The following is a 25,758-nucleotide window of genomic DNA, read 5'->3' as shown; positions in this document are numbered from 1 at the left end:
AGCCAGGAGGCCCCAGCGTGACACGTACCGCCGACGAGCCCGATGTCCTGCGCAGACTGTCCTTTCTGGACCGTTATCTGCCCGCTTGGATCATCGCCGCGATGGTGATCGGGCTCTTGTGGGGCAGTATCGTTCCCGGCCTGCAGAGGGCGCTGGACGCGGTGAAGATCGGGCAGGTTTCGCTGCCGATCGCGCTCGGGCTGCTGCTGATGATGTACCCGGTGCTGGCGAAGGTCCGTTACGACCGGCTCGGCGCGGTGGCCAAGGACCGGCGCACGATGGTGCTTTCCTTGGTGCTGAACTGGATTCTCGGCCCGGCACTGATGTTCGCGCTCGCCTGGCTGATGCTGCCGGACCTGCCCGAGTACCGGACCGGCCTGATCATCGTCGGTCTCGCCCGGTGCATCGCGATGGTGATCATCTGGAACGACCTCGCCTGCGGTGATCGCGAGGCCGCCGCGGTGCTGGTCGCGGTGAACTCGGTCTTCCAGGTGATCATGTTCGGCGTGCTCGGCTGGTTCTACCTCGACCTGCTGCCCGGCTGGCTCGGTCTCGACACCTCGAGCATCGACTTCTCGCCGTGGGAGATCGCGCTCAGCGTCGTCATCTTCCTCGGCATCCCGCTCGCCGCCGGCTACCTCTCCCGCCGCATCGGTGAGCGCAGCAAGGGCCGCGACTGGTACGAAGGCACGTTCCTGCCCAAGATCGGCCCGATCGCGCTGTACGGCCTGCTGTTCACCATCGTGGTCCTGTTCGCCCTGCAAGGGGACACCATCACCTCCCGGCCGCTGGACGTCGCCCGGATCGCCTTGCCGCTGCTGGCCTACTTCGCGATCATGTGGATCGGTGGCTACCTGCTGGGCAAGGCGTCCGGGCTGTCCTACGAACGCACCACGACGCTGGCGTTCACCGCCGCGGGCAACAATTTCGAACTCGCGATCGCCGTCGCGATCGGCGTTTTCGGGGTGACATCGGGGCAGGCGCTCGCCGGGGTCGTCGGGCCGCTCATCGAGGTGCCGGTGCTGGTGGCCCTGGTGTACGTGAGTCTCCGGCTCCGGCGACGCTGGACCGCGAAAGCGCCGTCATGACAGCGTCAGGACCTCTGCCTCCGCCGTAGCGCAGCATCCACCGGACGCCGCGTCGCCCGGCTCGTCGAACAGTCCGGCGCCACCGCACACGCCGGTCTCCGCCATGTGCAGTTCGACCCGCGCGGCCGCTTCGTGGTCGCCGGCGAGTTCGGCGGCGATGCTGCGGACCTGCTCGTAGCCGGTCATGGCGAGGAACGTCGGTGCCCTGCCGTAGCTCTTCATCCCGGCCAGGTAGAAGTTCTTCTCCGGGTGGGAGAGCTCCTTCGCGCCGTGCGGGTAGACGGTTCCACAGGAATGCACGTTCGGATCGATCAGCGGCGCGAGCGCGACCGGCGCCTGCAGTGCGGGGTCCAGCTCCAGCCGGAGTTCCGACAACCAGGTCAGGTCGGGCCGGAATCCGGACAGCGTCACGACCTCGCCGACCTGCTCGATCCGTTGCCCGGCAGAGGAGATCAGGGTGAGCCTGCCGGCGTCGTCGCGTTCGAGGGCCTCTGTGCGGAACCCGGTCACGACGGTGATCAGCCCGGCCTTCACCGCCGCCTGCGCCCGCAGGCCGAGCGCGCCCCGCGCCGGGAGCTGGTCGGCGTCGCCGCCGCCGAAGGCGTTGCCGACCGAACCTCGGCGCAGCACCCAGCTGATCCGCGTATCCGGCGCGTCCTTCGCGAGGCCGGACAACGCGACCAGCGCGGTCAGTGCCGAGTGCCCGCTCCCCGCGACCACCACGTGTTCGCCCGAGTACCGTGACCGCACCGCCGGGTCGCCCAGATCCGGCACGCGGTAGACGATCCGATCCGTCGCGGCTCTTTCGCCGATGGCAGGAAGTCCTTCCCCGCCAAGAGGGTTCGGCGTCGACCAGGTCCCCGAAGCGTCGATGACGGCCCGTGCCGCGATCCGCTCTTCCGAACCGTCCGGTGTTCGGACGTGCACGGTGAAGGGCTCTTCGTCGCGGCCACTGTCCACGACGCGATCCCGGCCCCGCCTCGCGACACCGACCACCTCGGCGTCGAAGCGCACCCGATCGGCGAGCGCCGTGGCCAGCGGCCGCAGGTACCGCTCGGCCCAGTCCGAACCGGTCGGATACGTGTCGCCATCGGGCCGCGTCCAGCCGGTGTCCTCCAGCAACCGGCCTGCCGCCGGAGCGACGAGCTCGGACCACGCCGAGAACAACCGCACGTGATTCCACTCGGCCACCCCCGCGCCCGCTCCGGCGCCGCGTTCCAGCACCAGCGGCTCGACACCGCGCTCGGCCAATTCGGCGGCCGCCGCCAGCCCCACCGGGCCCGCTCCGATCACCACGACAGGCAGCTCGTTCATCTCCACGCCCCTTTCATCGATCTGTCTCGATTGAAGCGGACTGTATCGACCGGGATCGATTGACGCAACCATCGATTCTGGTCGATACTGTGCGGCATGACCACGGTTGTGCCCGTTCTCCTGCCCGAGCGTGAAGCCGCGACCTACGCCGGCTGGTTCGCCTGTCTGGCCGAGCCCATGCGCGTCAAACTTCTGCACGCGGTCGCGACGTCGCCCCGTGGCCTCACCGTCGGCGCGCTCACGGAGATCCTCGGAACCAGCCAGTCGACGTGCTCCCACCACGTGCGAAAGCTGGCCGAGGTCGGCTTTCTGCACCTGCGCAAGGAGGGCACGGCCACGGTCGTGACGATCAACCAGGCCTGCTGCAGTGGGCTACCGCATGCCGCCGATGCCGTGATGGGCCTGCTCGCGCCGCGTCCGTGCTGCCCGGAAAACCTGCCCGAAGACGTCATCGTCCGTGCGCTGCGCGACCACGACTGGGACTCGGTCCGCCGGATCTACGGTGAAGGGATCGCCACCGGGATCGCCACGTTCGAAACCGAGGTTCCCAGCAGGGAAGCCCTCGACGCGAAATGGCTGCCCGGTCACCGGTGGGTCGCCGAAATCGGCGGCGAGGTCGTCGGCTGGACGGCCGCCGTGCCGGTTTCGGAGCGCGAGTGCTACCGGGGGGTCGCCGAGACTTCCGTCTACACCGCGGAAAGCCACCGTGGCCGTGGTGTGGGTAAGGCCTTGATGCACAAGCAAGTCACGGAAGCCGACGCGGCAGGCCTCTGGACACTGCAGACGTCGATCTTCACCGACAACCGCGCGTCCATCGCCCTGCATCAGAGTGCCGGCTACCGCACCGTCGGCATCCGCGAACGCATCGCCCGGCGCGACGGCGCGTGGCTGGACACCGTCTTTCTCGAACGCCGGAGTCCGGTCGACGCCTAGAGTGGGGTTCATGAGTGACCCGGAGCAGCTGGCCCGTGCGTTGCGGACCACGGCCAGGAACGCCGCGACCACCGCCCTGCGCGAGGGGCTCGAAGACATCGAAGAGCGCCACGGCCGGCGTGTCGCCGACGAGGTCGCCGGACTGATCGACGTCGACGGGGTGTTCACCGGGCTGCGGGAAACCGAGAGCCCGCGGCGGAACGGTGACGACGAGCCATGGGAGTTCAAGCGGGAGTCCCTGATCTGACCGTGGCTCACTTCTCCCAGGTGTAGGTCAGAGCCGGTGGGTCGTCGGTCGTCTTGGTGACGGTGAGTCGCTGGTCGCGGTGCGCGGCCGCCCACCGGGTCATCTCGTCGTAGAGCTGGTCGCGCAGGCCGACGTCCCGCACCTCGATCGTGGCGCGCTGGGCCAGCTGGCTCGGGTTGACGTCCGGGTCGGTGCGGATCGCCAGGTTCCAGAAGTGTTTCTTGTCGCTTCCGTCGGCTCCTTGGCCGTCGTTGGTGAAGTAGACCTTGCCGGTCTCCTTGTCGTAGATCGTCTGGGTCACCTTGATCTGGTCGTCGCCCTGAGCGGCGTTGAAGTAGCCGGACGGGTCCGAGGACCCGGGTTCGCGGGTGTAGAACCCGACTTCGCCGCCGTACGCGCCGCCGAATCCGTAGCCGCCCTTCCACAATTCCAGCCGGTATTGCCTGCCGGTCTTCGGGTCGGTGAACTCCATGTTGTCACCGTCGTCGCCGGTCTTGTCGAGGTTCGCGCCGATGAGCCTTTCGAGCTTGTCGTACAAGTCGTGCCAGCCGAGGAAACTCTGCACCGAGTGTTCGCCGGTGGTGTAGTAGTCGCCGTCCGCGACGTACTTGAAGCCGAGGTAGTCGTAGATCTTCTGCGCGATCTCGCGGTTCTGCAGGAGCAGTTCCCAGTCACCGGTCAGCAGGGCGGCCTTGAGTCTCGGGTCGTTCTTGACCAGCTCGGCGAAGCCCGGGATCTCGCGCAGCATGATCGCGGCGATCTCGGCGAGGTTCCGCTTTCCGGAGCCTGCGAGTTCCCACACCTGGCCCGTCTTGTTCCGCAGTTTCAGCCCTTCGGCGAGCAGGACCGCGTCGTAGCCGAGGATGATGCGCTCCAGATCGGCGAGCACGACGAGGGCCTGCGCCTTGATCGCCTTGTCCTGTGCCCAGGCGAAGACGATGTTGCCCTTGCCGTGCGAGAGGTCGTTCCAGACGCCGTCCAGCTTCTGCCGCAGGGATTCGGCGTCCGCGAGGTGACTGCGTGCGTCGCCTTGTGCCTTGGCCAGCGCGTCGCGGACCACCTCGAACGACTTCGCGGACTCTTCGAGGTCCTGGGCCTGGTCGTCGCGGTTCTTCTTGAAATCCGTCAGCGAGGCGAGCGCCGACTCGCCGGCTCCGCCTTGCCAGCCCTCGGCGAGCTGAACGCGCACCGCCTCGACCAGCGATTTGGCGTCCAGCACGGCTTCCTTGGTGGCCCGGCACGCACGCGCCCGGTCGTCCAGTTCCGTCGTGGCGCCTTTCGCCACCTGGTCGTGGAGCCGGCGGATCTTGTCGAAGACCGAGCTCACCGGTCGATCCCTTCGAAGCCTTTGTCCAGTGCCTTCAGGAAGATGTCGCGCGCGGCGGAGTCTGTGCCGTCGTAACTCTTCGCGGCGGCCTGGATGGCTTCGACCAGGCTGGTGACCTGCTGCTGCGAGGCCGCCAAATCCTCCTGCCGGGTCAGCAGCCAGACGTCGTAGTCTCCCGCGAACCCGGCGGCCCGATGGGTGGCACCGACGTTCGGCGCGCCGCCGGGAGTGAGCGTCGGCGGCTTCCCGGCGGCGAGCTTGCCTGCCGCGTTGCTGATGTCCGCGACATCGACCTCGAACCCCACAGCACGTCCTCCCCGCCCCGAGTGACACTCCCCGTGGGCAATGTAACACCCAGCTCCCGTCTTGCGGTGCGGTTCACACTTTCGGCCGAAGGTGGACGAATCGTCGTGTTGCGTGATCGGGCATACCTCCGTTGGAGTGCTTTCGGTGGGCGATTTGCACAATCGTGCGCGTAGGCGCTAACGTCGAATTCAGTTCGGGGGGCCGAGTATTTCGGAACATCAGACATGGTGAATTCGCGCGAACTTATCCGACTGCAAGGAGAATCGTCATGACACGTAGGGGAATGCTGGCCAGAATCGGGGCGATCACCGCTTCCGCGGCAGTGCTGTTCACCGCGGTGCCTGGGGCCGCCACCGCGTCGACACAGGCAGAGTCGCTGTTCTGGATCAGATTCGCGGCGGGGGTTCAGCGCTGTTTGGACTCCAATTCGGCGGGCAGTGTGTACACGCACGTTTGCCAAGACCGGAACAACAAACAGAAGTGGAACAACTACGCTCCCGGGAAGTTCAAGAACAAGGCGAGCGGGCTGTGCCTCGCCGCCGGAACGTCGTCGGTGTTCGCCGGGTCCTGCGAGGTCAATGCCAGCGACTGGCGGACGTCTTCCACTACGAACAAGTACTTCACCAACGTGTCGACCGGTCTCTGCCTGCACAACAGCGGCGGCCAGGCCGAGGCAGTCGGACTGCGGGTCTGCCGTGCGGGTACCGCGTTGTGGACCGTGACGAAGCTGAGGAGCTGACTCGAAGCCGTCCGCACGGTCACGGCGAACTCCGTTGTCGCGCCACGGCGAGCGCGTTCAGGAGTTTGGTGGCGAGAGCATGCTCACCACAGAGACCTGGCGCTCTTGACTGTCCACAAGGGACACATTCTGCGGCAAAATGCCCGATTTGGCCACTTTGCGCAGGGGTCGTGAGTGATTTGGGTGGTTCTAACCCGCATTATCACTCACGACCCCGTCCGGAAACGGACATAAAGGTATCAATTGGATGCCCGATCGACGCGATGTGTCCCTTGTGGACACTCGGGATCAGGTCAGTCTGCATCGCCAGTCCAGACTCGCGTCGCATGGGCTTTCTTACCCGTCTGAAGCTACTTTTGACCTTCCCCTCAATAGGTGGCTCCAGTGGCGACGCCCACCGCTTCGAAGGCCGGATTTGGATCTCGGTCGTGAACGGTCACGAGTTGCGGCAGGATCACGTCGTGCCCATCGGCGTAGTGGATCAGGCGCGCCATGAGTCGACCCTATGTCCTGGCCCCGGTCGGTGGCCGGACAGTGGATCTATGATCGCCGTATGCATGTTCTCGGGCCAACCGATCCTCTTCCTCGGCGGCCGGTCCGACGAGTTGCCGTGGCAGGTCCCGCAGGAGCGGGCAAATCCACCCTCGCGCGAACGCTGTGCGAGCGCCTGGGCGTGCCCTATGTCGAGTTCGAGTCCTTCTACCTCGGTCCTGGATGGACAGTCCGGGAGACGTGGCAGGACGACGTTTTGCAGTTCCTCGACGGAAATGTCTGGGCGATCGAGTGGCAAGGCGAACAGATCCGGGAGCGGCTGACGGCGCGGCTCGACGTGTTGGTGTGGCTCGATCATCCGCGTGCCTTGCACATGACTCGCGTCGTCATGCGCACGCTTCGACGCCGTGTCGGGCGGGGGTCGAAGATCGCCGGGGGAAACGTCGAGGGCCCGCTGCGCACTTTCTTCACCGACCCGGAGCACATCGTCAGGCTCGCGTGGCGCTACCACCCGATGATGCGCGCGCGGGTCCGCAAGGTGATCGATGAGAACCGTCACCCCGATGTCGTCGTCGTCCGGCTGCGCGGTCAACGACAGGTCGACCAGTGGCTTCGAGGGGCGTTCGATCAGGCCGCGGTGTGAACCGGAAATCGTTTCACGGCACGGCGGGCTGAGTTCCGGAAACTCCAGCACTCAGGGCCAAGGCAGCGGCTTCACCGCGCGACGTCACGTTCAGCTTCTTCAAAAGGCCTGCGACGTGGAACTTGACCGTGCTTTCGGTGATACCGAGCGCGGCGGCGATGGACTTGTTGCGTTGTCCCTGCGCCACCAGCCTCAGCACTTCGAGTTCGCGAGGGTTGAGGTCCGCCAGCTGTGTCTCGTCGACGCGGCCCGCGGCCGGTTCGAACGGGAGGTCGACGGTGACGCGGCTGCCCCAGCCGGCGACGGCGTCGATCTCGACGGTGGCTCCGAGCGTTTTCGCGCGTCCGTCGAGCTGCGCTCGCAGGCCGTGCACGTCGAGGTTCCCGGATTCCTGGTCGCGGATATCGAGATGCAGTGCGGTGCTGTCACTCGACCAGGCGATCCGGAGGCGGGTCAGATCCGGCTGACCGGTGAAGGCCAGGACCGCGGCGCACGTCATCGCCCTGGCGGCGTGGGCGATCTCGCCCGGTACCGGCCGCCCGTTCTTCGCCGGGGCCGTGAACTCCAGCTCCGCGTCGTGGTGGCGCAGCATCTGCCGGATTTCCCGCCGTAGCCTGCCGAACGCGGCATGCGCGGGCTCTTCGGAGTGCGCGAGATCGGTGTCCCGGGCGGAGCGGAGCGCGACCAGCGCCGCCGAGGCGGAGTCGGTCGCGGCGAGCCGGGCGCGGTGGTCGTCCAGCCGGGCCGACCGCAAGGTGGTGAGGATCGTGACGAGCGCGGTTTCGTGCGCCGCGGCCATTTCGGCGATCGTCCTGGCGCGTTCGCTGGAGGCGGCCCGGGATTCGGCGAGATAGTCGGGGCTGGCCTGGGTCACCTGCTGGCGGATCGAGGTCGCGACGATGCCGAAGACCTCGGCCAGGGGAGCGGGATGTGGGAAGCGGGTCCGGCTCGACCGGGGGACGAGGACGAGCAGGGTGCCGATCGGATCCTGGACCGCCCAGACCGTCCGGGTCGCACCCCCGAGGGTGGCCGTCGTGGTCAGCTGCCGTCCGGGCGGCACACTCGCTTTGAGCGTTTCGAGTTCGGCGATGGTGACCTTGTCGGCGATTTCCCGGGCGCCGGTGACCTTCCGCGGCCGCCCGGTGCACTCCCGGGTGAAGATGACCAGAGCCTGGTGCGGCCAGCCGTCGGCGAGGAAACGCGAGAAACGGTCGGCGATTTCGCGCAACGGGCCCTCGATGACGTCGCGCAGCGCGGTCAGGTCGGCGGTGTCGGGCATCGGGTGAGCCTAACCGCCGGCTTGCCTGGTCGAAAGGACAGGATCCACTGGACCGATGGCCAGGTCGCCATCGGGCGTTTCCGGCCTAGCCTGACGTGAAGCATGCGCTCATGCGCATGCCTATGTCGCCGAACGGTGGAGGAAACAGGGAATGCCACAGCAGGTGCGCGGGGTCATCGCCCGGTCCCGGAACGCTCCGGTGGAGCTGACGGACATCGTGATCCCGGACCCCGGCCCCGGTGAGGTCGTCGTGTCGATCGCGGCCTGCGGGGTCTGCCACACGGATCTGACCTACCGCGACGGCGGCATCAACGACGAGTTCCCGTTCCTGCTCGGCCACGAGGCCGCGGGCACCGTGGAAAGCGTCGGAGAGGGCGTGGATTCCGTGCGGCCAGGGGACTTCGTCGTCCTCAACTGGCGCGCGGTGTGCGGACAGTGCCGGGCCTGTAAACGCGGACGTCCGCAGTACTGCTTCGACACCTTCAACGCGACACAGAAGATGACGCTGACCGACGGCACCGAGCTGACCCCGGCCCTGGGCATCGGCGCGTTCGCGGACAAGACGCTCGTCCATGCCGGACAGTGCACCAAGGTCGATCCCGCCGCGGACCCGGCCGTCGCGGGCCTGCTCGGCTGCGGCGTGATGGCCGGGCTCGGCGCGGCGGTCAACACCGGCGCCGTCGGCCGCGGGGACTCGGTCGCGGTCATCGGCTGCGGGGGAGTCGGTGACGCCGCCATCGCCGGGGCCCGGCTGGCGGGCGCGGGCACGATCATCGCGGTCGACCGGGACGAACGGAAGCTCGTGTGGGCCCGTGAGCTCGGCGCGACCCACACCGTCGACGCGAGTGACACCGACACGGTCGCCGCGATCCGGGAACTGACCGGCGGTTTCGGTGCCGACGTCGTCATCGACGCGGTCGGCCGCCCGGAGACGTGGGAAGCGGCGTTCTATGCCCGTGACCTGGCGGGCACCGTGGTCCTGGTCGGCGTCCCGACCCCGGACATGCGCCTGGAGATGCCGCTGATCGACTTCTTCTCCCGCGGTGGCGCGCTGAAATCGTCCTGGTACGGCGATTGCCTGCCGGAGCGGGACTTCCCAATGCTGATCGACCTGTACCTCCAGGGCCGGTTGCCGCTGGAGCGGTTCGTCACCGAGCGGATCCCGCTCGACGGTGTCGAGAAGGCCTTCCACGCCATGCACGCCGGTGAGGTACTGCGTTCGGTGGTGATCCTGTGAGCGGGAACCTGCGGATCGAGCGCGTCGTCACCGCCGGGGTCTTCGAACTCGACGGCGGGAGCTGGGACGTCGACAACAACGTCTGGCTCGTCGGGGACGACGACGAGGTGGTGATCGTGGACGCCGCGCACGACGAGAAGACCATCGTCGGGGCCGTGGGTGGCCGCAATGTCGTCGCCGTCGTCTGCACCCACGGGCACAACGACCATGTCACCGTCGCACCGCAGCTGAGCGAACACCTGCAAGCTCCGGCCGTCCTGCATCCGGGGGACCGCGAACTGTGGGAGATGACCCACCCCGGCGCCCGTTTCCGGGCCGCAGAGGACGGTGACCGGATCGCCGTCGCCGGCACGGAACTCGAGGTCGTCCACACACCGGGCCACTCGCCGGGATCGGTCTGTCTGCATCTTCCCGAGGCCAAGGCTCTCTTCTCCGGGGACACGCTCTTCTCGGGCGGCCCCGGCGCGACGGGACGGACCTTCTCCGACTTCCCGACGATCATTTCCTCAATCAGGGACCGGCTTTTCGCCCTGCCCGAGGACACCAAGGTCCACACCGGACACGGCGACCCCACCACGATCGGTACCGAAGCGCCCCACCTCGCCGAGTGGATCGCCCGCGGACACTGAGCGGTGACGGCCGGATGGCGCTCAGTCGTCCGGACCGCGCAACGTCAGCACGACGCGGAGCACGTGTTCCACCGCGGCGGGGAACACGGCTCCGCGTAGTTCGCCCCGGCTCGCCAGGGTGAGCCCGGCGAAGTCCAGCATCCGGTCTTCACCGAGCCGCCGGACGGTCAGCGTGGCCACTTCCTCGAGATCGAGGTCGGGATGGTCCATGCGGGTCAGCGCGAACTCGATGAGCAGTTGCTCGTCCGTCATTCCGCACCTCCGCCTCACCTCGAGGATACGGCGGCCGTGATCAGCGCAGGACGCGTCCGAGGAAGTCCCGGATCAGCGCGGCGATCTCCGGGCCGTGCGTCTCGAGGGCGAAGTGCCCGGCGTCGAGAAGGTGCAGTTCGGCGTCGGGCAGGTCGCGCAGGAAGGCACGGGCCCCGTCGGGGCCGAAGATCTCGTCGTGCTCGCCCCAGGTGATGAGCGTCGGCGGCCGGTGCTCGCGGAAGTACTCCTGGACGGCCGGGTAGACGTCGAGGTTGAACTGGTAGTCCCAGAACAACTGCAGTTGGACCTCCTTGTTCCCGGGACGGTCGAGCAGGGCCTGGTCGAGGGTCCAGGTGTCGGGGGAGAGCCGGTCCAGCCGGTCGGTGGGAACGCCGTGGGTGTACTGCCAGCGGGTCGCCGCGGGCTCCAGGAGTTCGCGCACGGCTTCCTCGTGGGTTTCGCGGTCCTTGGCGTGGGCGAACAGGACGTCCCAGAACGGCGTGAAGCCGTCGACGTAGGCGTTGCCGGACTGCACCAGCAGCGCGGTGACCCGCTCCGGGTGTCTGCTCGCGATGCGGAGCCCGATGGGCGCGCCGTAATCCTGGATGTAGAGGGCGAAGCGGTCCAGGCCGAGCGCGTCGAGGAGACCGAGGGTGATCGCGGTCAGGTTCTCGAACGAGTAGTCGAACCGGTCGACGGGCGGGGCGTCGGAGTGGCCGAAGCCGACGTGATCGGGGGCGATGACGTGATAGCGGTCGGCCAGCGCGGGGATCAGCGTGCGGAACATCTGCGACGACGTGGGGAAACCGTGCAGCAGCACCACCGTCGGCGCCGTGGGGTCGCCGGCTTCCCGGTAGAAGACGCTCCGGCCGTCGATGACCGCGGTGCGGTGAAGAACCTCGCCGGCGGACTGGGTGACTTCGGACATGACAGGGACTCCTTGGGTCTAACTGTCTAACGTTGTTTGAACGGTTAGACTCAAGCATGGGGTACCTAACCTGTCAAGCGGCCGACGGAGGGTAGAATGACGTCCGTGCTGCAACGTCCTCTGACCGGTGAACCCCTCGCGCTGGATCTGCTGAACACCACGTGGCCCGATCGTGGTGAGCGTCGTGACGTCTTCGACGAGCCCGGGGGAGTCGGTGCCTGGCTCGCCGAGCGAGGCCTTCCGGATCCGCCGGGAGCGGAAGAACCGTTGCGCCACACGAGGTCCGTCCTGCGCGAGGTGCTCGAAAGTCCCGGCGCCTCCGCCGAACGTGCGCTGAACGAGGTGCTGGCCCGCGGGCGGTTGCGGCCGGAGCTGCGGGAGGGCGGCGCCGAAGAGGTGATCGAGGTCGGCGAAGCGGCCTGGCGGCCCGCGTGGCTCGCGGCGTACGGCTATTTGAGCCTGCTTCGCGCGCGGCCGGACCGGATCAAGCGGTGTTCGGCGTACCCGGTGTGCACGCTGTACTTCGAAGACACGACGCGTAACGGCACCAGGCGATGGTGTTCCATGGAAACCTGCGGCAACCGGGCGAAAGCCGCTCGCCACTATCGCCGCGAACAATCGGCCTAGCGCCGGCCAGGCCACGAATGGAATCCGGCAAAACGGGTAAAGGGCCGGTATGACTGAGGGTCGAGTGGCGGTGTTCGCGCCGTCTCCGCAGCTGACGGTGACGGTGGAAGAACTGGACGGGGCGCCCGACGTCCACGTGCACGCGGGCGGGCAGGGAGTGTGGCAGTCGCGGATGATCGACGCCCTCGGCGGGCGCGCGGTGGTGTGCTGCGCGCTCGGCGGGGAGACCGGGCGGGTGCTGCGGCATCTGATCGGTGTCGACGCGGAGGTCCGCGAGGTCGCGGCGCGCAACGGCGCCTACGTGCACGACCGGCGTGACGGGCGGCGGGACGAGATGGTGCGGATGCCCGCGGACGCGCTGACCCGGCACGAACTCGACGATCTGTACGAGCTGACCCTGGTCCAGGCCTTGCGCGCGGACGTGGCCGTACTCAGCGGGCCGGACGGGGACGACGTCCCGGTGCCGCATTCGATGTACGAGCGGCTCGCCCGCGATCTGGGCACGCACGGCACGCCGGTCGTGGTGGACCTCTCCGGTGAGCGGCTCGCCGGCGCGCTCGCGGGTGATCCGGCGGTGATCAAGGTCAGCCACGAGGAAATGGTCGAAGACGGCCTCGCCGAGTCGGAATCGCTTACCGACCTCGCGAAGGGTTGCCGTGAGCTGGCGTCGGGCGGTGCCCGCGCGGTCGTCGTGTCCCGTGCGGCCGAGGAGACGCTCGCCTGCCTCGAAGGACGGTTCGTCCTGGTGGAGTCGCCCGATCTCACGCCGGTCGACACCCGCGGCGGCGGGGATTCGATGACCGCGGGGCTCGCGGTCGGGCTGGCGCAAGGCAGGTCACTGGAAGACGCGCTGAAGCTCGGGGCCGCGGCCGGCGCGATCAACGTGACACGACACGGTCTCGGTTCGGGTAGCGACGGCGCCGTACGGGAACTCACCGGACGCGTACGCCTGAAACCGTGGGAGGCCTCCTGATGCGTGCCCTGATCACCAACGACGACGGTATCGACTCGCCGGGCCTGGCGGCGCTGGCCAAGGGCGCCGCGGAGCACGGCTGGACCGTGGTGGTCGCCGCGCCGGCGTCGGAAGCGAGCGGAACCAGCGCGGGCCTGACCGGTGCCGGGGGAGCGGGGCGGGTCGCGGTCGAACGGCGGGAACTGCCCGGACTGGCCGGTGTCCCCGCGTTCGCCGTCGCCGCGCATCCCGGACTTATCGCCTTGGCGGCCGCGCAGGGAACGTTCGGCGACGTACCGGAAATCGTGCTGTCAGGGGTGAACCACGGGGCGAACGTCGGGCGCGCGATCCTGCATTCGGGCACGGTGGGCGCGGCGCTGACGGCCTCGATCAACGGCGCCAGGGCTCTCGCGGTGTCGCTCGACGTGGGACTGGATCCCGGCCCGCGGCCCCATTGGGACACCGCCGTCGGGATAGCCGCGAGCCTGTTCGACCGGCTCACGGAACTACCCGCCGGCACGGTCCTGAATCTCAACGTGCCCGATCGCGCCGAGGCAGGACCGCCGAAACGCACCGGGCTGGCCGAATTCGGCGCGGTGCGCAGTCATATCCAGAACGGTGATGAAGGAGCGTTCACCCTGACCGCCGTCACGGTCGAGGGTGAGTTGTCGCCCGGTAGCGACGCCCGCCTGCTGAGTGAAGGCCACGCGACGGTGACCGCGCTGAACTCGGTGACCGAAGATCCCGACCTCGACTGGTGACCTCCGGTGGAGTCACCGCCGGAACCAGCCCCGCCGCTTCACGGGGCTTTCCGGCTGTAGCCCCAAACTTCCGGTCAGGAAGAAGGTCCCGGCGACGACGTTGCCGCGCGCGGGCGGCCGCTCCAGTTCGGTGGTCGCGATGGCGACGTCGAGTTCGATCGCCGCGATGGTGCGGACCCGGATCCGGTGGAACGCCGTGCCGGTGACGGTGTTCACGGGAGTTGCGACCTCGACGATCTCGCCCGCGAACAGCGCGTGGGCGGAGGGTGTCCAGCCGGGCGCGGGTTCTTCCGGCGAGAAGGTGCCGGACGGGATGAAGTGGTCGGCGGCGAATTCCAGTTCACCGTCCTGCGAGGCCGAGTACGCGTCGGCGTCGGCGTGCACGGTGACTTCTTCGGCAAGGGCCGCCAGCACCAGGGAACCGGACTCGAGCCGCCCGCCGGAGTGGGCGAGGACCGCTCGGTCTTCCAGTTCGACCGCGATGGGGCAGATCAGCTCGCCGCCGACACCGTCCAAGAGGGCGAGCATCGCGGTCTCGTCGTCGACGAGGCGGATGTCGCCCACGGGCACCGCGGGTGCCGAGCCTGCCAGGCACGGCAGAAGGAACTCGATCTCACCGTTGTGGACCTGCGCGACCAACCGGGCTCCCGACGGATCGCTCCAGACGTGCTCGCTGATCTTCTTGGTGATCCGCCGGGCAGTGCCCGCGCTGATCAGGGAAACGACCCGTTCCCCGAATTCTTCCTGGCTCGTGACGTCGATCCCGATCGTCCCGAAGTGGCTGGACACCGTCGGCTCCCTCTGTTCTCTGGTTCGCTGGAGCCTACTGGCCGAGCCGGACCAAGGTCATCCGGATTTGCCCTCGTGTGACGCCCGTACTCAGGCGTCCTGCACCTTCTTCCAGCCGGTGCAATAACCGTCCTCCTTGTGACACACCTTGATCTCCACAGGTGTTCCTTCGGGCAGGGAGAAGTCATCGTGGCCGCAGGGGTCGGGGTAGCCATTGGTGTCGACCGCCTTCGCGACCACCTTTCCGTTCGCCCTCGCATACGCCACGATCGTGTCGCCGTCCAACGCCCAGTCGCAGGCGTAGAGATGTTCGCCGCGCGGCTTGAAAACCGCCTGCCCGTCCCGGTTGTTCGTCCACACCTCGTTGAGCGTCTCGTAAGTCGTCGTGGCGGACGAGGTCGATGGTGCGAGCAGAGTCATTCCGAGTGCCGCGACGGCGACCGTTCCCCGCAACAGAATCTTGTTGGCCATGAAGTCCTCCTCGTTGTTCGGTGTCGTGCTCACCCGTTGAGCACCGTCGGAGCATGACTTCCGCCATTCGGTGTGACAAACACGTTTGCGCTGAGGCGAAAACCCCTCGTCGCGTGATCGCGGTCCTGATCGACTTGATCGTCGCTGTTAACCTGAGGTTGTGACGCTCCAGGTATTCGCTCTTCTCGTCGGTGCGGGGTTCGCCGCCGGATTGTCCGGGACCATCGCCGGACTGGCGTCATTGTTCTCTTATCCGGCCCTGCTAGCCGCAGGTCTTTCTCCGGTATCCGCGAATGTGACGAATACGATTTCGCTGGCGATCGGCAGCATCGGTGCCGTGCACAGTTCCCGTGAAGAGCTGACCGGGCAAGGCCGGACCCTGCTGCGGCTCGCGGTGATCTGCGCATCGGGCAGCGCGGCCGGCGCGGCGCTGGTCCTGGTCAGCCCGCCCGGCGTTTTCGAGAAAGTCGTGCCGTTCCTGGTCGGCGGCGCCTCGGTGCTGATCCTGGTGCGACGGCGGACAAGCGGTGACGAGAATATCGCGGCCGGGCATCGCCACGGATGGCTGGCTTCGGCAGGTGTGTTCGGCGTTTCGGTGTACAGCGGCTATTTCGCCGCGGCGGCCGGAGTGATGGTGTTCGCGGTGCTGCTCGCGTCCATGCGTGAGACGCTGTTGCGTACCAACGCGCTGAAAAACGTACTGATGGTCGTGGCCGATGTGGTGGCCGCGGCCGGCTTCGCGTTGTTCGGGCCGGTCGACTGGACGTTGGTACTTCCGCTGAGCATCGGTCTGCTCGCCGGTTCCTGGTTGGGCCCTGTGGTCGCGCGACGGTTGCCTACCGGGGTACTGCGGATCGGTATCGCGCTGGCGGGCGTCGGGCTTGCGATCAAGCTGGGCCTCGACGCGTTTTGACCGGGCAGGCCCGGCGAGGCGGACACATCCCGCCCCGCAGGATCGAAGCAGGCTAGCTCGCGATTTTCGCGCCGATCTGATCCGCTGTGGTCAAGGGATGCGCGGCTGCGCCGAGTGCCCCGACCCGGTCGCGCAAGACCGGGTCGGGGCACCTGGGCGCCGGCTCAGCGCCGGTAGTGGACCTCGCCACGCAAAGCAGGTGACGTGGGACTGCCGCAGCGCTGCTCGAAGGTCGCGTCGAGCGCGATCAGCCCCTCAGCGCCGCGTTCTATGCGGTCGATCGTGAACGTCGAATAGTCGTCGACGCAGCCCAGGCCGTTGGAGACGGCCAGGATATGCGCTCCCTCGGCGTGGCTGTAGGTGCCGGCCTGCAGGTTTCCTGACGGCGCGGTGAAGTCGAGCATGATGTAGTCGAATCCGCGATCGGTCTCGGCGTCCACCCGCAGGGTGGCGCCGCGCTCCCAGAATCGCACCTCGTTCTCCGGCGAGGCGGCCCAATGGCCGCTTCTGCCGCTGACCGGGTGGGCGCCGTGTTCGGCGACGAAGTCGAGGCTCGCGACGGTTTCGGCCGCCGCGGCAGGTGCCAGCGTGGTGGCCAGGCCGGCGGCGATGGCGAGCGTGGTGATGGCACGAGGAAACTTCATGGAACCCCCAGTGTCGGCCGCTCTCCGCGGAGCGGGTCCTCACCTATGTTGCCGGTACTCTCGCTCCCTGCCACGAGTAGAACTACTCAACCGGGCGTTCTCCCGGCCGGGGTAAGGCCGGGAGAACGCCGTGGGCTTGGATCACCGTCGGGTCAGCAGTTTCCCCACTCGTGCGACGCGACGTTGTCCGCGATGGGCTGGCCGGAGCCGGATCCGGTGTTCGCCCAGAAGGTGATCCGCTGCGTGCCGGGCGGCGGCGGGTTGATACTGGTGAGGTTGTTCCATGACGTGCCTCGGCCGATGCACACATAGGCACCCGTGTTGCTGGTGTTGTAGTGCAGCCACACGTCGTCGTTGTTGCCGGCGTAACCGTTGTTCCAAATGTCGGAACCCTTGTTTCTCATACCGCACCCGTCCCAGTTGTCGGACTTGCCGACCCACGTGCAGTGCTTGCCTCCGGCGAAAGGGTGCTCCCAGACGTGCAGCAGGCCGTCTGGGGCGGACACCGCCCGCTCCTCGACGGACTGCAGCCCGGCCGGTGAGTTCTCGGCCTGCGCCCACGGTGTCATCGCCACACCGAGGCCGAGCACCGCAGTCGCGACAAAGATCGACTTCCTCATGGTTTCCTGCCCTTCCAGGCGAATTCATCGGGATCGACTTTCGACCACCGCACGGGCCAAAGGCAGTGCGGCGCGTTCCAGGCGAAGGCGGTCCGCTATCTCCCGCCCGTACTGTTGTCCTTGCAAGGCCTCGTAGTGGGCGTCGAGGTCGCGTGCGACGGAAGCGAAGCCGGTGCTCCGGGCACACGTCGCCTCGGCGATCGCCGCCGAGATCTCCTCCGGTCCCCGGACGCGGAACGCCTCGTGGACGCGGGCAGGGTCGGCGAAGGAATAACCCCGTTCGGCCATGCACCTGGCCCAGTCCGATAGGGCGGTTCGGAACCGCGGGTCCACGGACACCTGTTGCCGCCGGGGCACGTGGAGTCCGTCGGTGACGGTCTTCGCCCGGAACCAGGTCTGGAGCTCGCGATAAAGCTTCTTCTCCAGTTGGGACGTGCACCCGCGATCGCTTCGGGTTATTTCGACCCCGGCAGGCGATGTCGCGATCAAGCCCACCGGACGCTCGCCATTGACCGCGGCGAGTGCCTTCGCCTTGTCCGCCGCCGACAGGCTGCTGAAGTAGCGCTTGTTCGGATCATTCTCCGCTCGCACCCGCACTTCTTCGCGCACGTCGTTGCCGAACCCGTGTTCGCGCGCCCAGGACAGGTCGTCGACCACATAGGGAAAGCGCCGGAGAAAGGACATCGGTTCTTCCTCGACCATGACGTAGGTGTATCCGCTGTCGGCCATGCATGCTCGCAGCAGAATCTGTTCAGCCCGGTGCAGGATGGATTTCTCCTGTGATGTCAACGGTTGCGCCGACACTGTTTCGGCACCTGTCGACGGGCCGCGGTCGACGGCGACGAACAACGCCAGTGCGCCCAGCACGCACATGCTCAGCGCCAGTGCGAGCCTGCTGGTCCTCGCCTTGGCAGGCACCATCGATCCTTTCGTTTCCGCATACGACGGTCGCGGCCGAATAAGAACTCGCAAAAGCAGGCCGAGAAGTGCGGCCATCCATAAGTTTTGTGCCCTCCAGTGAAATCAACACTCCCGCAATCGTCGGCAGGTTGGAAAGACTCCAACGGGGTGAACCTGACGATATCGACGAGTGCTCGAATGTCGAAATTCGGGCAATATGCGGATAGATATTCATGGGTGCCCCCTGTTGACGAATTCCATCTCCCCTGTGAACGGTGGGCGTCAAATTCGAAGCTGAATACAAAGGGAGTCTTCAGTGACATTGGCGGCACATCTGTCACTGACGGCTGAGGTGATCGGAGCGACTCACGAGATCGCGGTAGAGCTCGCCAAGCCCGGCCGGCCGTGTCGATGGCCACCCCGCGAACTTGATCGCTAGAGTTCGACCGTGGCCGTGCTGGAGATCTCGGATCTGGTCGTGTCGTGGGACGCGCGCACCGGCGAGCGTGTTCCGGTCCGCCGGGCGGAGGTGGTCGCCCGGCTGCAAGCGGCGGGGGACCACCGAGCCGCCCGGATCGTGCGCCGGATGCCGGTGCGCGGTGAGGATCTGGATCCCGCCGCGGTGGACAGCCTCCTGGTCCGGGTGCACACGGAACTGCAACGGCTCAACGAAGAACTGCACATGACCCACCGGTTCGCCGAGTTGCTCGTGCCGATGCTCGCGGTCGCCAGGGCGAGCGGCCGCCGTTTGCGGGTGGTGGACATCGGATGCGGACTGGGGTTCACGGTGCGGAGCCTTGCCGCTTCCGGTGTGCTGGGCGCGGACGTTCAACTGGTGGGGGTGGACTTCAATCGTGCCTTGGTGACGGAAGCGACCAGGCTGGCGCAGGAGGAGCGGCTTCCGTGCACGTTCGTCTGCGCGGACGCGTTCTCCCTGGCCGAGGAGGCCGGCGTCTACCTGTCGAGCGGGGTGCTGCACCATTTCGAGGCAGGCAAGCTGCCGGAGTTCTTCCGCGCTCAGGACCGTGACGGGACGGTGGGATTCATCCACTACGACGTCGCCGCGACCCGGTTCGCCCCGCTGGGTGCCTGGTTGTTCCACCGCGCCAGGATGCGAGAGCCGCTCGGCCGCCACGACGGTGTCGCTTCCGCGCGGCGCGCTCACGGGGATTCGGTCCTGCTGTCCGCCGCCGCGGCGGCAGCGGGGATGAAGACCTTCCTGTTCGAATCGTTCGGATACACCAACCCGTTCTGCGCGGCGATGAGACCGGTCGTCGGAATCCGTCCGGCGCTGGCGACCGAGTTTCGTCGTGCCCTTGGCCACCGGGCACGCAGACTGGCCGCCGGCTGATGGCGGCGGCGGTTCCGATCGTGCTCGGTCTGCTCGCGCTCGTGGACAGCGGTTTCGCGGGATTCCGGGCCGCGACCGGCCGTGACGCCCGGATCGTCAAACGCTCCTATTTCCTGCTGGCGGCGCGGCGAGGGCTCACGGGTGGAGCGATCGGGCTCGGACTTCTCACCCTGCTGATCGTGGTGACCCTCGCAGGTTCGGCGGATCCGGGCGCTCGTTACGGCGAACTGCTCCACGCGGGTACGCGCATGCTTCAGGTGCTGGCGCCGTACGCGTCGCTCGTGGTGGCGTCGTTGCTGGCGTACTGGCTGCTGCCGATGCGGGGGAGTACGTTCGTGATCCTCGTCGGCCTCGGGCCGTTCACCTTGCTGCGGCCCCTGATCGTGCTCGGTGCCCTGGTGTGGTCGGTGGCAGGGTCGAGCGACTGGCTGGCGTGGGTGGTCGCGACAGCGGCCGCGGCCGGGGTGCTGGCCGTCGAGCCGGTCGTCCACCGTCGCTGGTACCGGGGCCGGATCTGGAAGCGGCAACGGCGGCGGTGTCGTGGCGATGAGAGAGGCTGACATGGAATCCCTGTGGACGACACTCGGCGTCGTGGCCGTGGTGGTGGTCGTCATCCTCGTTCTGGTCGCGTTGTTCCTGGTGGTCAAACTGGTGCGGAAGCACCGTCAGGTCCATCAGCCCGGCACGCCGGTGCCGACCAAGGTCGCCTACTGGGTTTCCTTGGCCTACACGGTGTTCCCGTTCGACTTGTTGCCTGACCCGGTGTACTTCGACGACATCGTGATCCTGACGGGCGGGCTGGTCTACGTCAGCAGGTCGCTCACCAGGAAGGCGCGCGACGGACGCCGGGCCGAGTGAAGCACGGGAGAAGTGGACGACGACCGGTCACGGTGCCAGGGGCGAGCGGTCTCGATTCATCTCGCTGTAAGGGGGCCTCTCATGCCGAAGGTGGCGACTCAAGCGTCCGTGTCCCTGGACGGTTTCATCGCCGGCCCGGAGAACGGGGGGTTCGAGTACCTCTTCGCCTGGTGCCGTGCCGGTGATGTCGAGGTGCCCACCGCGTCGCCGGGCCGGTCGTACCAGGTCTCCGAGGCGTCCGCCGACTATGTCCGCGACATGGCCGAGGGCTACGGGGCTCTGGTGGTCGGGCGAAACCAGTTCGACGGCATGGACGGCTGGGGTGGACGGCATCCCATGCGCGTACAGGTTTTCGTGGTCACTCATTCGGTGCCCGAAGGCTGGGCTCCCGAAAGTGCCGAGTTCGTCTTCGTGACCGAGGGCGGCGTCAAGGCCGCCATCGACCAGGCCAAGGCGGTCGCCGGGGACAAGACCATCGGCGTGGGCCCGGGCGTCGTAGCCCGTGAAGCGCTGGAAGAGGGATTGCTCGACGAGATCCGCATCGACCTGGTGCCGTTCATGCTCGGCGACGGTGTCCGATTCGTGGACACGCTCGGCGCCGCTCCCATGAAGTTCGGCGATCCCCAGGTCATTCAGGGCAAGAAGGTCACGCACCTCATCTATCCCGTGGAGACCGACGGATAGCCGCTCGTGCGGGGCAGCCCGTCGTCGCTCGTTCTCGGGTGGGCGCCGTACTCGGATACGAACGGGCCGAACTTGACCTTGAAGTACCCGTCCGTGGGGCCGGCGGCCAGATGGAGAGGCCAGGCCGCGGCGAGGTTCGGATCGAAGTCGCCGCAGGCCTCCTCGCAGGCGGACTCGTCGCAGTCGATCTCGGGGTCCTCCTCGGGTGGCGGGAATTCCTGTTTCGATCGAGCGCGGTGTCCTTTTGCGCTTGCCGGTGCGCTTCAACGACTCTGGCGATCAACGTATTCGATAGGTGAACCGTGCCGGATTTCTGGGTGGAAGAGGTGGATCGCTACGGTTTCCATCGACGGCACATGTTGCCGGTAAACGGAGTCCCGGCGATTGTCGTCGAGGAGTACCTGGATCCCGGTTTGGCTGCTATGCTCCGGAAACAGGCGCCTCGGACGACTGGGGTCGGGGGTGGTGCGAGGGTGCCGCGAGAAGTGACCTATTCGCGTGATGGCCATTTCGCGATGGCGGAAATTCGTGTGGACGACGCATGTGGAGTCCGATTCCGCCGCGACCGCCCAGGGTGACACCAAAGGGGAGTGACCCATGCTTCGAGTGGCTTTCGTCAATATGCCCTTCGCCGATTGGAATCGCCCGTCCTTCGCGCTCAGCCAATTGACCGCACTGCTCACGAGGGATTTCCCGGGGCAGGTCCAGGCGGACGTCTGCTATCTGAACCAGGACGTCGCGGAGTACTTCGGTGCGACGACCTACGAGTCGATTTCCGTCACCCACGACCACGTCGACACCGGTCTCGGCGACTGGCTGTTCCGGCAGATCGCTTTCCCGGACGCGCCGGACAACACCGACGAGTACTTCCACCGCTTCTACCGAGGTGAGCGTTGGGAGGAGTTCCGGCGCCACATCCTCGCCCTGCGCGCGGGACTTCCCGAGTTCTGCGATCGGCTGATCGACCGCTACCGCCTCGCCGAAGCCGATCTGGTCGGGTTCAGCTCGATGTTCGCCCAGCACGTGCCGAGCATCGCGCTCGCCAGGCTGCTCAAGCGGCGCCGTCCGGAGGTGCTGACCTTGTTCGGCGGGGCCAACTGCGAGGCGCCGATGGGCGCGGTGATCGCCGAACACGTCGACGCCGTCGACTATGTGTTCTCCGGACCCGCGCTCGACACGTTCCCCGCCTTCGTGGGCCACGTCCTCGACGGTGCCCCCGAACGGGCGGACGCGATACCGGGTGTCGTGACCCGCCGCAACTGCCGTGATCCCCGCTTCCGGGAGGCGATCGGCAGTGACCACGACATCGACGACCTGCTGCTACCCGAGTACGACGGTTTCCTCGCCGCCCTCGACGAACACGCCCGGCTGCGGGAAACGGGCACGAGCAAACCCATGCTCTTCTTCGAAACCTCCCGGGGCTGTTGGTGGGGCCAGCGTTCGCACTGCACCTTCTGCGGGCTCAACGGCCAGAGCATGGCGTACCGGAACATGGACCCGAAGCTCGCCATCGAGCAGTTCAACTGGCTTTTCCGGTTCGCGCCCGAGTACACCGCGTTGTTCTGTACCGACAACGTCATGCCCCGCAGCTACCCGAAAGAGGTCTTCCCGCACCTCGAACCACCCGAGGGCGGTTCGATCTACTACGAGGTCAAGCTGCCACTGAGCCGCCAGGACCTCGGGCGGATGTCGGCCGCGGGGGTGACCGTCGTGCAGCCGGGCATCGAAGCGCTGGCGAGCTCGACCCTGAAGCTGATGGCCAAGGGCACCACGGCCTTTCAGAACCTCCAGTTCCTGAAGAACTGCGACGAGTTCGGCATCAGCCCGGACTGGAACCTGCTCATCGGCTTTCCCCTTGAGGAGGAGGCCGTCTACGAGCGGTACACCCACGACATCCCCCTTCTGACGCACCTGCCCCCGCCATCGGGGGTCTTCATGGTGCGGTTCGACCGGTTCAGCCCGTACTTCAAGCGGCGTGCCGAGTTCGAACTCGACCTGCACCCGATGGACTTCTACGGGTTGACCTACCCCTTCGGCCCCGAAGCGCTGGAGGAACTCGCCTACTTCTTCGCCGACCACAACCTCGGCCAGTACATGCAGAACGCGCTGACCTGGCATGAGCGGTTACGCGAGCTGGTCGCGGGCTGGAACGCGGCCTGGGCAGGCGACGGCCCGCGACCGGAGCTGCGCCTCGTCACCGCGGACACCGGCGGGTTCGCCGTCCGCGATTCTCGTTCGGGCGTGCCTGTCGAGCATCCGGTGGACGACGCGACCGTCGAACTGCTGCGACGCCTGTCCTCGCCGGCCCGCCCCGACCAGCTCACGCCCGAGCAATCGGGTGGTGAAGCCGGCCTCACCGAACGGATCGCCTGGCTGAAGTCGCTGGGACTGCTGTTCGAGGAGAACGGCCGGCTGCTCAGCCTCGTGCTGACCGAAGACGGCGACGAGACCGAAACGGAACCGCGGACCGTCGAGCCGGAGGCCCGGCGCCTGCTGCCGGTGCTCGCCGGCGGTCGAGACGGTGCCCGGTGACGGTCCCGGCGCTCCCGCTGGTCGTCGAAGGCGGCGGTGAAGACATCGTGCATCACCTGCGGGACAGGCGAACTCGCCTGCGCGAGGCACTGGTGGAGCACGGGGCGTTGTTGCTGCGCGGATTCCAGGTGAACGGCGTCGACGGTTTCGAGGCCGCCGTGCGCGAGCTGTCCGGCGCCGCGCTCGCCTATTCCGAGCGGTCGTCCCCACGCACCGTGATCAAGGGCAACGTCTACACCTCGACCGATTACCCGCCGCAGGAGGAGATCTTCCTGCACAACGAGAACTCGTATCAGGCGGTGTGGCCGCTGGTGCTGTACTTCCACTGTGTCGAACCGCCGCACACGCGGGGCGCGACACCCCTGGCCGACACACGCCGGGTCCACGAGGCCATCGACCCGGCCGTACGTGAGGAGTTCTCCCGGCGCCGCTGGATGGTGGTGCGCAACTACAGCGACGAGGTCGGTCTGCACTGGCGGGAGGCCTTCGGCACCGACAGCCCGGACGAGGTTTCGCGATACTGCGCCGAAAACGGGATCGTCGCCCGGTGGCGCGACCGCGACCACCTGCGTACCGAGGCGGTCCGGGACGCGGTGCACCGCCATCCGGTGACAGGTCTGCCCGTCTGGTTCAACCACGCGACCGTCTTCCACGTCACGACCCTGCCCGAACCCGTCCGGCTCGGACTGCTGGAGATGTACGGGGAAGAGGGACTGCCCAGCAACACCTACTACGGTGACGGCGCACCGATCCCGGACGTGGTGACCGAACACCTGCGCTCGTGCTACCGGTCCGCCGCCGTCCGCTTCGACTACCACCGCGATGACGTGCTGGTCGTGGACAACATGCGGACCGCGCACGGCCGTGAGCCGTTCACCGGGCCACGCCGGATCGCCGTCGCCATGGCCGAGCCGTCTCGCGGGCCAGACGGCCGATGAGCGCACCGCACACCGCTGTTCGCCCGCTGTGGCACGACCGGAACTTCGCCGTCTTCTGGGCGGTTCAGACGATGTCCGCGCTCGGCGACGCGTTCGCACTGGTGGCACTGCCGCTGCTGGTGCTGCAGGCGACCGGATCCGTGGCGCAGATGGGGCTGCTGACCGGCATCGCCGGCGCCGGTGCGGTCTTCACCGGGCTGTTCGCGGGAGTGATCGTCGACCGCGTCGATCGGCGACGGCTGATGATCTGGTGCGACGTGGCCCGCGCGGTGCTCTACGGCGCCATCCCGGTGTGCTGGGCGATCGAGCCGCAAGTGTGGCTGTTGTACGTGGTCATGGCGTTCGCGTCGGTGTTCAGCATGCTGTTCCAGGTCGGCTACGTCACCGCCGTGGCGAACCTGGTCGACCGCGAGCAGATCGTCGAGGCGAACAGCCGGCTGCAGACGACCGACGCGATCGCCTACGTGCTGGGACCCGTGCTGGCGGGCGTCGTCGCCGCGTCCTTCGGTTCGACCGTCGCCATCGCCGTGGACGCTGCCAGCTTCGCCGTCTCCGTGGCCGGGCTGGCGTTCATCAGGCTGCGGTCGCGGGCCGCGGGACCGGGTGAGGGGACCGGCTGGCGCGACGTGCGGACGAGTTTCCTCACCGGGCTGCGGTTCCTGTGGAGCAGCCCGGTGCTCCGGGCGGTGACGATCCTGCTGACCGTCATCACCTTCCTGAGCTTGGGGCTGACCGATGTGTTCATCTACCGCGTCCGCAACGAACTCGGCCACGGCGAAAGCGCGGTCGGGTACATGCTGGGCTTCGCCGGCGCGGGCACGATCCTCGGTGCCGCGCTGACCGCCCGCCTGCGCCGCCGGTGGGGGTTCGGGGCGTGCTGGCTGAGTTCCTACGTGGTGTGCGGGATCGGCGTCGCGCTGATGGGGGTGACGGGCGGTCTCGCGGTCTTCGACGGCGCGGTGCTGGCCTACAGCGTGGGCATGGCGCTGGCGGGGATCTGTTCCATGTCGCTACGACAGCAGCTGACCCCGGATCACCTGCTCGGCCGGGTGACTTCGGCCTTCTGGACGTTGCACAGCGCGCTCGGGCCGATCGGTGCCGCCGTCCTGACGGCGCTGGTCGCCCATTTCGGCGCTCGCGGCCCGCTGCTGGTTGTCGGCGGGATCTTCCTGGTGATCGTGGCGATCGGCCTGTTCAGCCCCATTCGCCAGCGTGAGCCGCGGCCCGCCGAAGCCCTGCCCGGACCGCCAGAGCCCCGCACGGGCACGTCCACCGACGTGCGCTGACGTAGCGCATCCGAACAC

The 25,758-nt window shown here is 67.5% G+C and carries 30 protein-coding genes; 18 read left to right on the top strand and 12 right to left on the bottom strand.

The genetic code is table 11. The annotated features are described in order from the left end of the window. Positions 1-17 precede the first annotated feature (17 nt). Positions 18-1,088, top strand: a complete 1,071-nt coding sequence (gene arsB, locus AVR91_RS06680) for an ACR3 family arsenite efflux transporter (protein ID WP_063274905.1) — start codon at positions 18-20, stop codon at positions 1,086-1,088. On the opposite strand, the gene AVR91_RS06675 is transcribed toward arsB, so the two are convergent. Next, complete coding sequence (locus tag AVR91_RS06675; protein WP_063274926.1) at positions 1,083-2,402, bottom strand: NAD(P)-binding domain-containing protein; 1,320 nt, start codon at positions 2,400-2,402, stop codon at positions 1,083-1,085. The genes arsB and AVR91_RS06675 overlap by 6 nt on opposite strands. A 96-nt stretch (positions 2,403-2,498) precedes the next feature. Between AVR91_RS06675 and AVR91_RS06670 the strand changes: the two genes are divergently transcribed. Both AVR91_RS06670 and AVR91_RS06665 read left to right on the top strand, forming a co-directional pair. Continuing rightward, on the top strand, positions 2,499-3,335 hold the full coding sequence (locus AVR91_RS06670; protein WP_063274904.1) for a helix-turn-helix domain-containing GNAT family N-acetyltransferase: 837 nt from the start codon (positions 2,499-2,501) through the stop codon (positions 3,333-3,335). A gap of 10 nt (positions 3,336-3,345) precedes the next feature. Next, positions 3,346-3,582 (top strand): hypothetical protein, encoded by a 237-nt coding sequence (locus AVR91_RS06665; RefSeq protein WP_143253906.1) that lies wholly within the window; start codon positions 3,346-3,348, stop codon positions 3,580-3,582. A gap of 7 nt (positions 3,583-3,589) precedes the next feature. On the opposite strand, the gene AVR91_RS06660 is transcribed toward AVR91_RS06665, so the two are convergent. Together AVR91_RS06660 and AVR91_RS06655 are read right to left on the bottom strand one after the other, a co-directional pair. Further along, positions 3,590-4,909, bottom strand: a complete 1,320-nt coding sequence (locus tag AVR91_RS06660) for a DUF4474 domain-containing protein (RefSeq protein ID WP_063274902.1) — start codon at positions 4,907-4,909, stop codon at positions 3,590-3,592. Then, on the bottom strand, positions 4,906-5,214 hold the full coding sequence (locus AVR91_RS06655; RefSeq protein ID WP_063274901.1) for a hypothetical protein: 309 nt from the start codon (positions 5,212-5,214) through the stop codon (positions 4,906-4,908). The genes AVR91_RS06660 and AVR91_RS06655 overlap by 4 nt, the downstream gene beginning before the upstream one ends. A 269-nt stretch (positions 5,215-5,483) precedes the next feature. Between AVR91_RS06655 and AVR91_RS06650 the strand changes: the two genes are divergently transcribed. Continuing rightward, complete coding sequence (locus AVR91_RS06650; RefSeq protein ID WP_083737415.1) at positions 5,484-5,954, top strand: RICIN domain-containing protein; 471 nt, start codon at positions 5,484-5,486, stop codon at positions 5,952-5,954. A 368-nt stretch (positions 5,955-6,322) separates the two neighbouring features. On the opposite strand, the gene AVR91_RS44240 is transcribed toward AVR91_RS06650, so the two are convergent. Further along, positions 6,323-6,448, bottom strand: coding sequence for a hypothetical protein (locus tag AVR91_RS44240; protein WP_267284096.1), 126 nt, complete (start codon positions 6,446-6,448; stop codon positions 6,323-6,325). 59 nt (positions 6,449-6,507) lie between these two features. On the opposite strand from AVR91_RS44240, the gene AVR91_RS06645 reads away from it, so the two are divergent. Next, complete coding sequence (locus AVR91_RS06645) at positions 6,508-7,089, top strand: (d)CMP kinase (RefSeq protein WP_063274899.1); 582 nt, start codon at positions 6,508-6,510, stop codon at positions 7,087-7,089. Positions 7,090-7,102: 13 nt separating this feature from the next. Here the strand turns inward: AVR91_RS06645 and AVR91_RS06640 are convergent, their stop codons facing one another. Then, the gene (locus tag AVR91_RS06640; RefSeq protein ID WP_063274898.1) at positions 7,103-8,368 is read right to left on the bottom strand and encodes a helix-turn-helix transcriptional regulator; all 1,266 of its coding nucleotides are present in this window, start codon (positions 8,366-8,368) and stop codon (positions 7,103-7,105) included. 151 nt (positions 8,369-8,519) lie between these two features. On the opposite strand from AVR91_RS06640, the gene AVR91_RS06635 reads away from it, so the two are divergent. Together AVR91_RS06635 and AVR91_RS06630 are read left to right on the top strand one after the other, a co-directional pair. After that, the gene (locus AVR91_RS06635; protein ID WP_063274897.1) at positions 8,520-9,605 is read left to right on the top strand and encodes an S-(hydroxymethyl)mycothiol dehydrogenase; all 1,086 of its coding nucleotides are present in this window, start codon (positions 8,520-8,522) and stop codon (positions 9,603-9,605) included. Further along, on the top strand, positions 9,602-10,234 hold the full coding sequence (locus AVR91_RS06630; RefSeq protein WP_063274896.1) for an MBL fold metallo-hydrolase: 633 nt from the start codon (positions 9,602-9,604) through the stop codon (positions 10,232-10,234). The genes AVR91_RS06635 and AVR91_RS06630 overlap by 4 nt, the downstream gene beginning before the upstream one ends. Positions 10,235-10,255: 21 nt before the next feature. Here AVR91_RS06630 and AVR91_RS06625 read toward each other — a convergent pair whose 3' ends face one another. Together AVR91_RS06625 and AVR91_RS06620 are read right to left on the bottom strand one after the other, a co-directional pair. After that, positions 10,256-10,486, bottom strand: a complete 231-nt coding sequence (locus AVR91_RS06625; protein ID WP_016335039.1) for a hypothetical protein — start codon at positions 10,484-10,486, stop codon at positions 10,256-10,258. A gap of 40 nt (positions 10,487-10,526) precedes the next feature. Next, a complete protein-coding gene (locus AVR91_RS06620) occupies positions 10,527-11,414 on the bottom strand; it encodes an alpha/beta fold hydrolase (protein ID WP_063274895.1) in 888 nt (295 codons plus the stop codon). A gap of 96 nt (positions 11,415-11,510) precedes the next feature. Here AVR91_RS06620 and AVR91_RS06615 point away from each other — a divergent pair, with 96 nt between their 5' ends. From AVR91_RS06615 to surE, 3 genes are read left to right on the top strand one after another with little or no spacing between them, the layout of a single operon-like run. Beyond that, complete coding sequence (locus tag AVR91_RS06615; protein ID WP_063823158.1) at positions 11,511-12,041, top strand: CGNR zinc finger domain-containing protein; 531 nt, start codon at positions 11,511-11,513, stop codon at positions 12,039-12,041. A 49-nt stretch (positions 12,042-12,090) separates the two neighbouring features. Beyond that, entirely contained in the window at positions 12,091-13,014 is a 924-nt protein-coding gene (locus AVR91_RS06610) for a PfkB family carbohydrate kinase (protein WP_063274894.1), read from the top strand. Further along, the gene (gene surE, locus AVR91_RS06605) at positions 13,014-13,754 is read left to right on the top strand and encodes a 5'/3'-nucleotidase SurE (protein ID WP_063274924.1); all 741 of its coding nucleotides are present in this window, start codon (positions 13,014-13,016) and stop codon (positions 13,752-13,754) included. Before AVR91_RS06610 ends, surE begins: the two co-directional genes overlap by 1 nt. Positions 13,755-13,766: 12 nt before the next feature. Here surE and AVR91_RS06600 read toward each other — a convergent pair whose 3' ends face one another. Together AVR91_RS06600 and AVR91_RS06595 are read right to left on the bottom strand one after the other, a co-directional pair. Further along, entirely contained in the window at positions 13,767-14,543 is a 777-nt protein-coding gene (locus tag AVR91_RS06600; protein ID WP_063274893.1) for a hypothetical protein, read from the bottom strand. A gap of 90 nt (positions 14,544-14,633) precedes the next feature. Beyond that, positions 14,634-15,014 carry a hypothetical protein gene (locus tag AVR91_RS06595; RefSeq protein ID WP_143253905.1) on the bottom strand — a complete coding sequence of 127 codons (381 nt, stop codon included), beginning with the start codon at positions 15,012-15,014 and terminating at the stop codon, positions 14,634-14,636. Between the two features lie 160 nt (positions 15,015-15,174). Between AVR91_RS06595 and AVR91_RS06590 the strand changes: the two genes are divergently transcribed. Continuing rightward, the gene (locus AVR91_RS06590; RefSeq protein ID WP_063274891.1) at positions 15,175-15,927 is read left to right on the top strand and encodes a sulfite exporter TauE/SafE family protein; all 753 of its coding nucleotides are present in this window, start codon (positions 15,175-15,177) and stop codon (positions 15,925-15,927) included. Positions 15,928-16,091: 164 nt separating this feature from the next. Here AVR91_RS06590 and AVR91_RS06585 read toward each other — a convergent pair whose 3' ends face one another. The 3 genes from AVR91_RS06585 to AVR91_RS06575 form a co-directional block, all read right to left on the bottom strand. Beyond that, positions 16,092-16,571, bottom strand: a complete 480-nt coding sequence (locus AVR91_RS06585) for a hypothetical protein (protein ID WP_063274890.1) — start codon at positions 16,569-16,571, stop codon at positions 16,092-16,094. A 152-nt stretch (positions 16,572-16,723) separates the two neighbouring features. Then, a complete protein-coding gene (locus AVR91_RS06580; RefSeq protein ID WP_143253904.1) occupies positions 16,724-17,191 on the bottom strand; it encodes a hypothetical protein in 468 nt (155 codons plus the stop codon). A gap of 24 nt (positions 17,192-17,215) precedes the next feature. Beyond that, positions 17,216-18,187 carry a hypothetical protein gene (locus AVR91_RS06575; protein WP_143253903.1) on the bottom strand — a complete coding sequence of 324 codons (972 nt, stop codon included), beginning with the start codon at positions 18,185-18,187 and terminating at the stop codon, positions 17,216-17,218. 352 nt (positions 18,188-18,539) lie between these two features. Between AVR91_RS06575 and AVR91_RS06570 the strand changes: the two genes are divergently transcribed. The 7 genes from AVR91_RS06570 to AVR91_RS06540 all read left to right on the top strand — a co-directional run bounded on the left by AVR91_RS06570 (position 18,540) and on the right by AVR91_RS06540 (position 25,740). Further along, positions 18,540-19,442, top strand: coding sequence for a class I SAM-dependent methyltransferase (locus tag AVR91_RS06570; protein WP_063274887.1), 903 nt, complete (start codon positions 18,540-18,542; stop codon positions 19,440-19,442). Further along, on the top strand, positions 19,442-20,002 hold the full coding sequence (locus AVR91_RS06565; protein ID WP_063274886.1) for a hypothetical protein: 561 nt from the start codon (positions 19,442-19,444) through the stop codon (positions 20,000-20,002). Before AVR91_RS06570 ends, AVR91_RS06565 begins: the two co-directional genes overlap by 1 nt. 1 nt (position 20,003) lies before the next feature. Then, positions 20,004-20,300 carry a YkvA family protein gene (locus AVR91_RS06560; RefSeq protein WP_063274885.1) on the top strand — a complete coding sequence of 99 codons (297 nt, stop codon included), beginning with the start codon at positions 20,004-20,006 and terminating at the stop codon, positions 20,298-20,300. An 81-nt stretch (positions 20,301-20,381) separates the two neighbouring features. After that, positions 20,382-20,984, top strand: a complete 603-nt coding sequence (locus AVR91_RS06555) for a dihydrofolate reductase family protein (RefSeq protein WP_063274884.1) — start codon at positions 20,382-20,384, stop codon at positions 20,982-20,984. 597 nt (positions 20,985-21,581) lie between these two features. Further along, positions 21,582-23,516: a RiPP maturation radical SAM C-methyltransferase gene (locus AVR91_RS06550; RefSeq protein ID WP_063274883.1), complete on the top strand. Its 1,935-nt coding sequence runs from the start codon at positions 21,582-21,584 to the stop codon at positions 23,514-23,516. Beyond that, positions 23,513-24,454: a TauD/TfdA family dioxygenase gene (locus AVR91_RS06545; protein ID WP_063274882.1), complete on the top strand. Its 942-nt coding sequence runs from the start codon at positions 23,513-23,515 to the stop codon at positions 24,452-24,454. The genes AVR91_RS06550 and AVR91_RS06545 overlap by 4 nt, the downstream gene beginning before the upstream one ends. Further along, a complete protein-coding gene (locus tag AVR91_RS06540) occupies positions 24,451-25,740 on the top strand; it encodes an MFS transporter (RefSeq protein WP_063274881.1) in 1,290 nt (429 codons plus the stop codon). Before AVR91_RS06545 ends, AVR91_RS06540 begins: the two co-directional genes overlap by 4 nt. Positions 25,741-25,758: the final 18 nt, after the last annotated feature.

It is taken from the genome of Amycolatopsis keratiniphila subsp. keratiniphila (genome assembly GCF_001620365.2).
Taxonomy (GTDB): Bacteria; Actinomycetota; Actinomycetes; order Mycobacteriales; family Pseudonocardiaceae; genus Amycolatopsis; species Amycolatopsis keratiniphila.
Note: the sequence above shows the minus strand (reverse complement) of the source record. Positions and strands in the feature narration are given on the sequence as shown.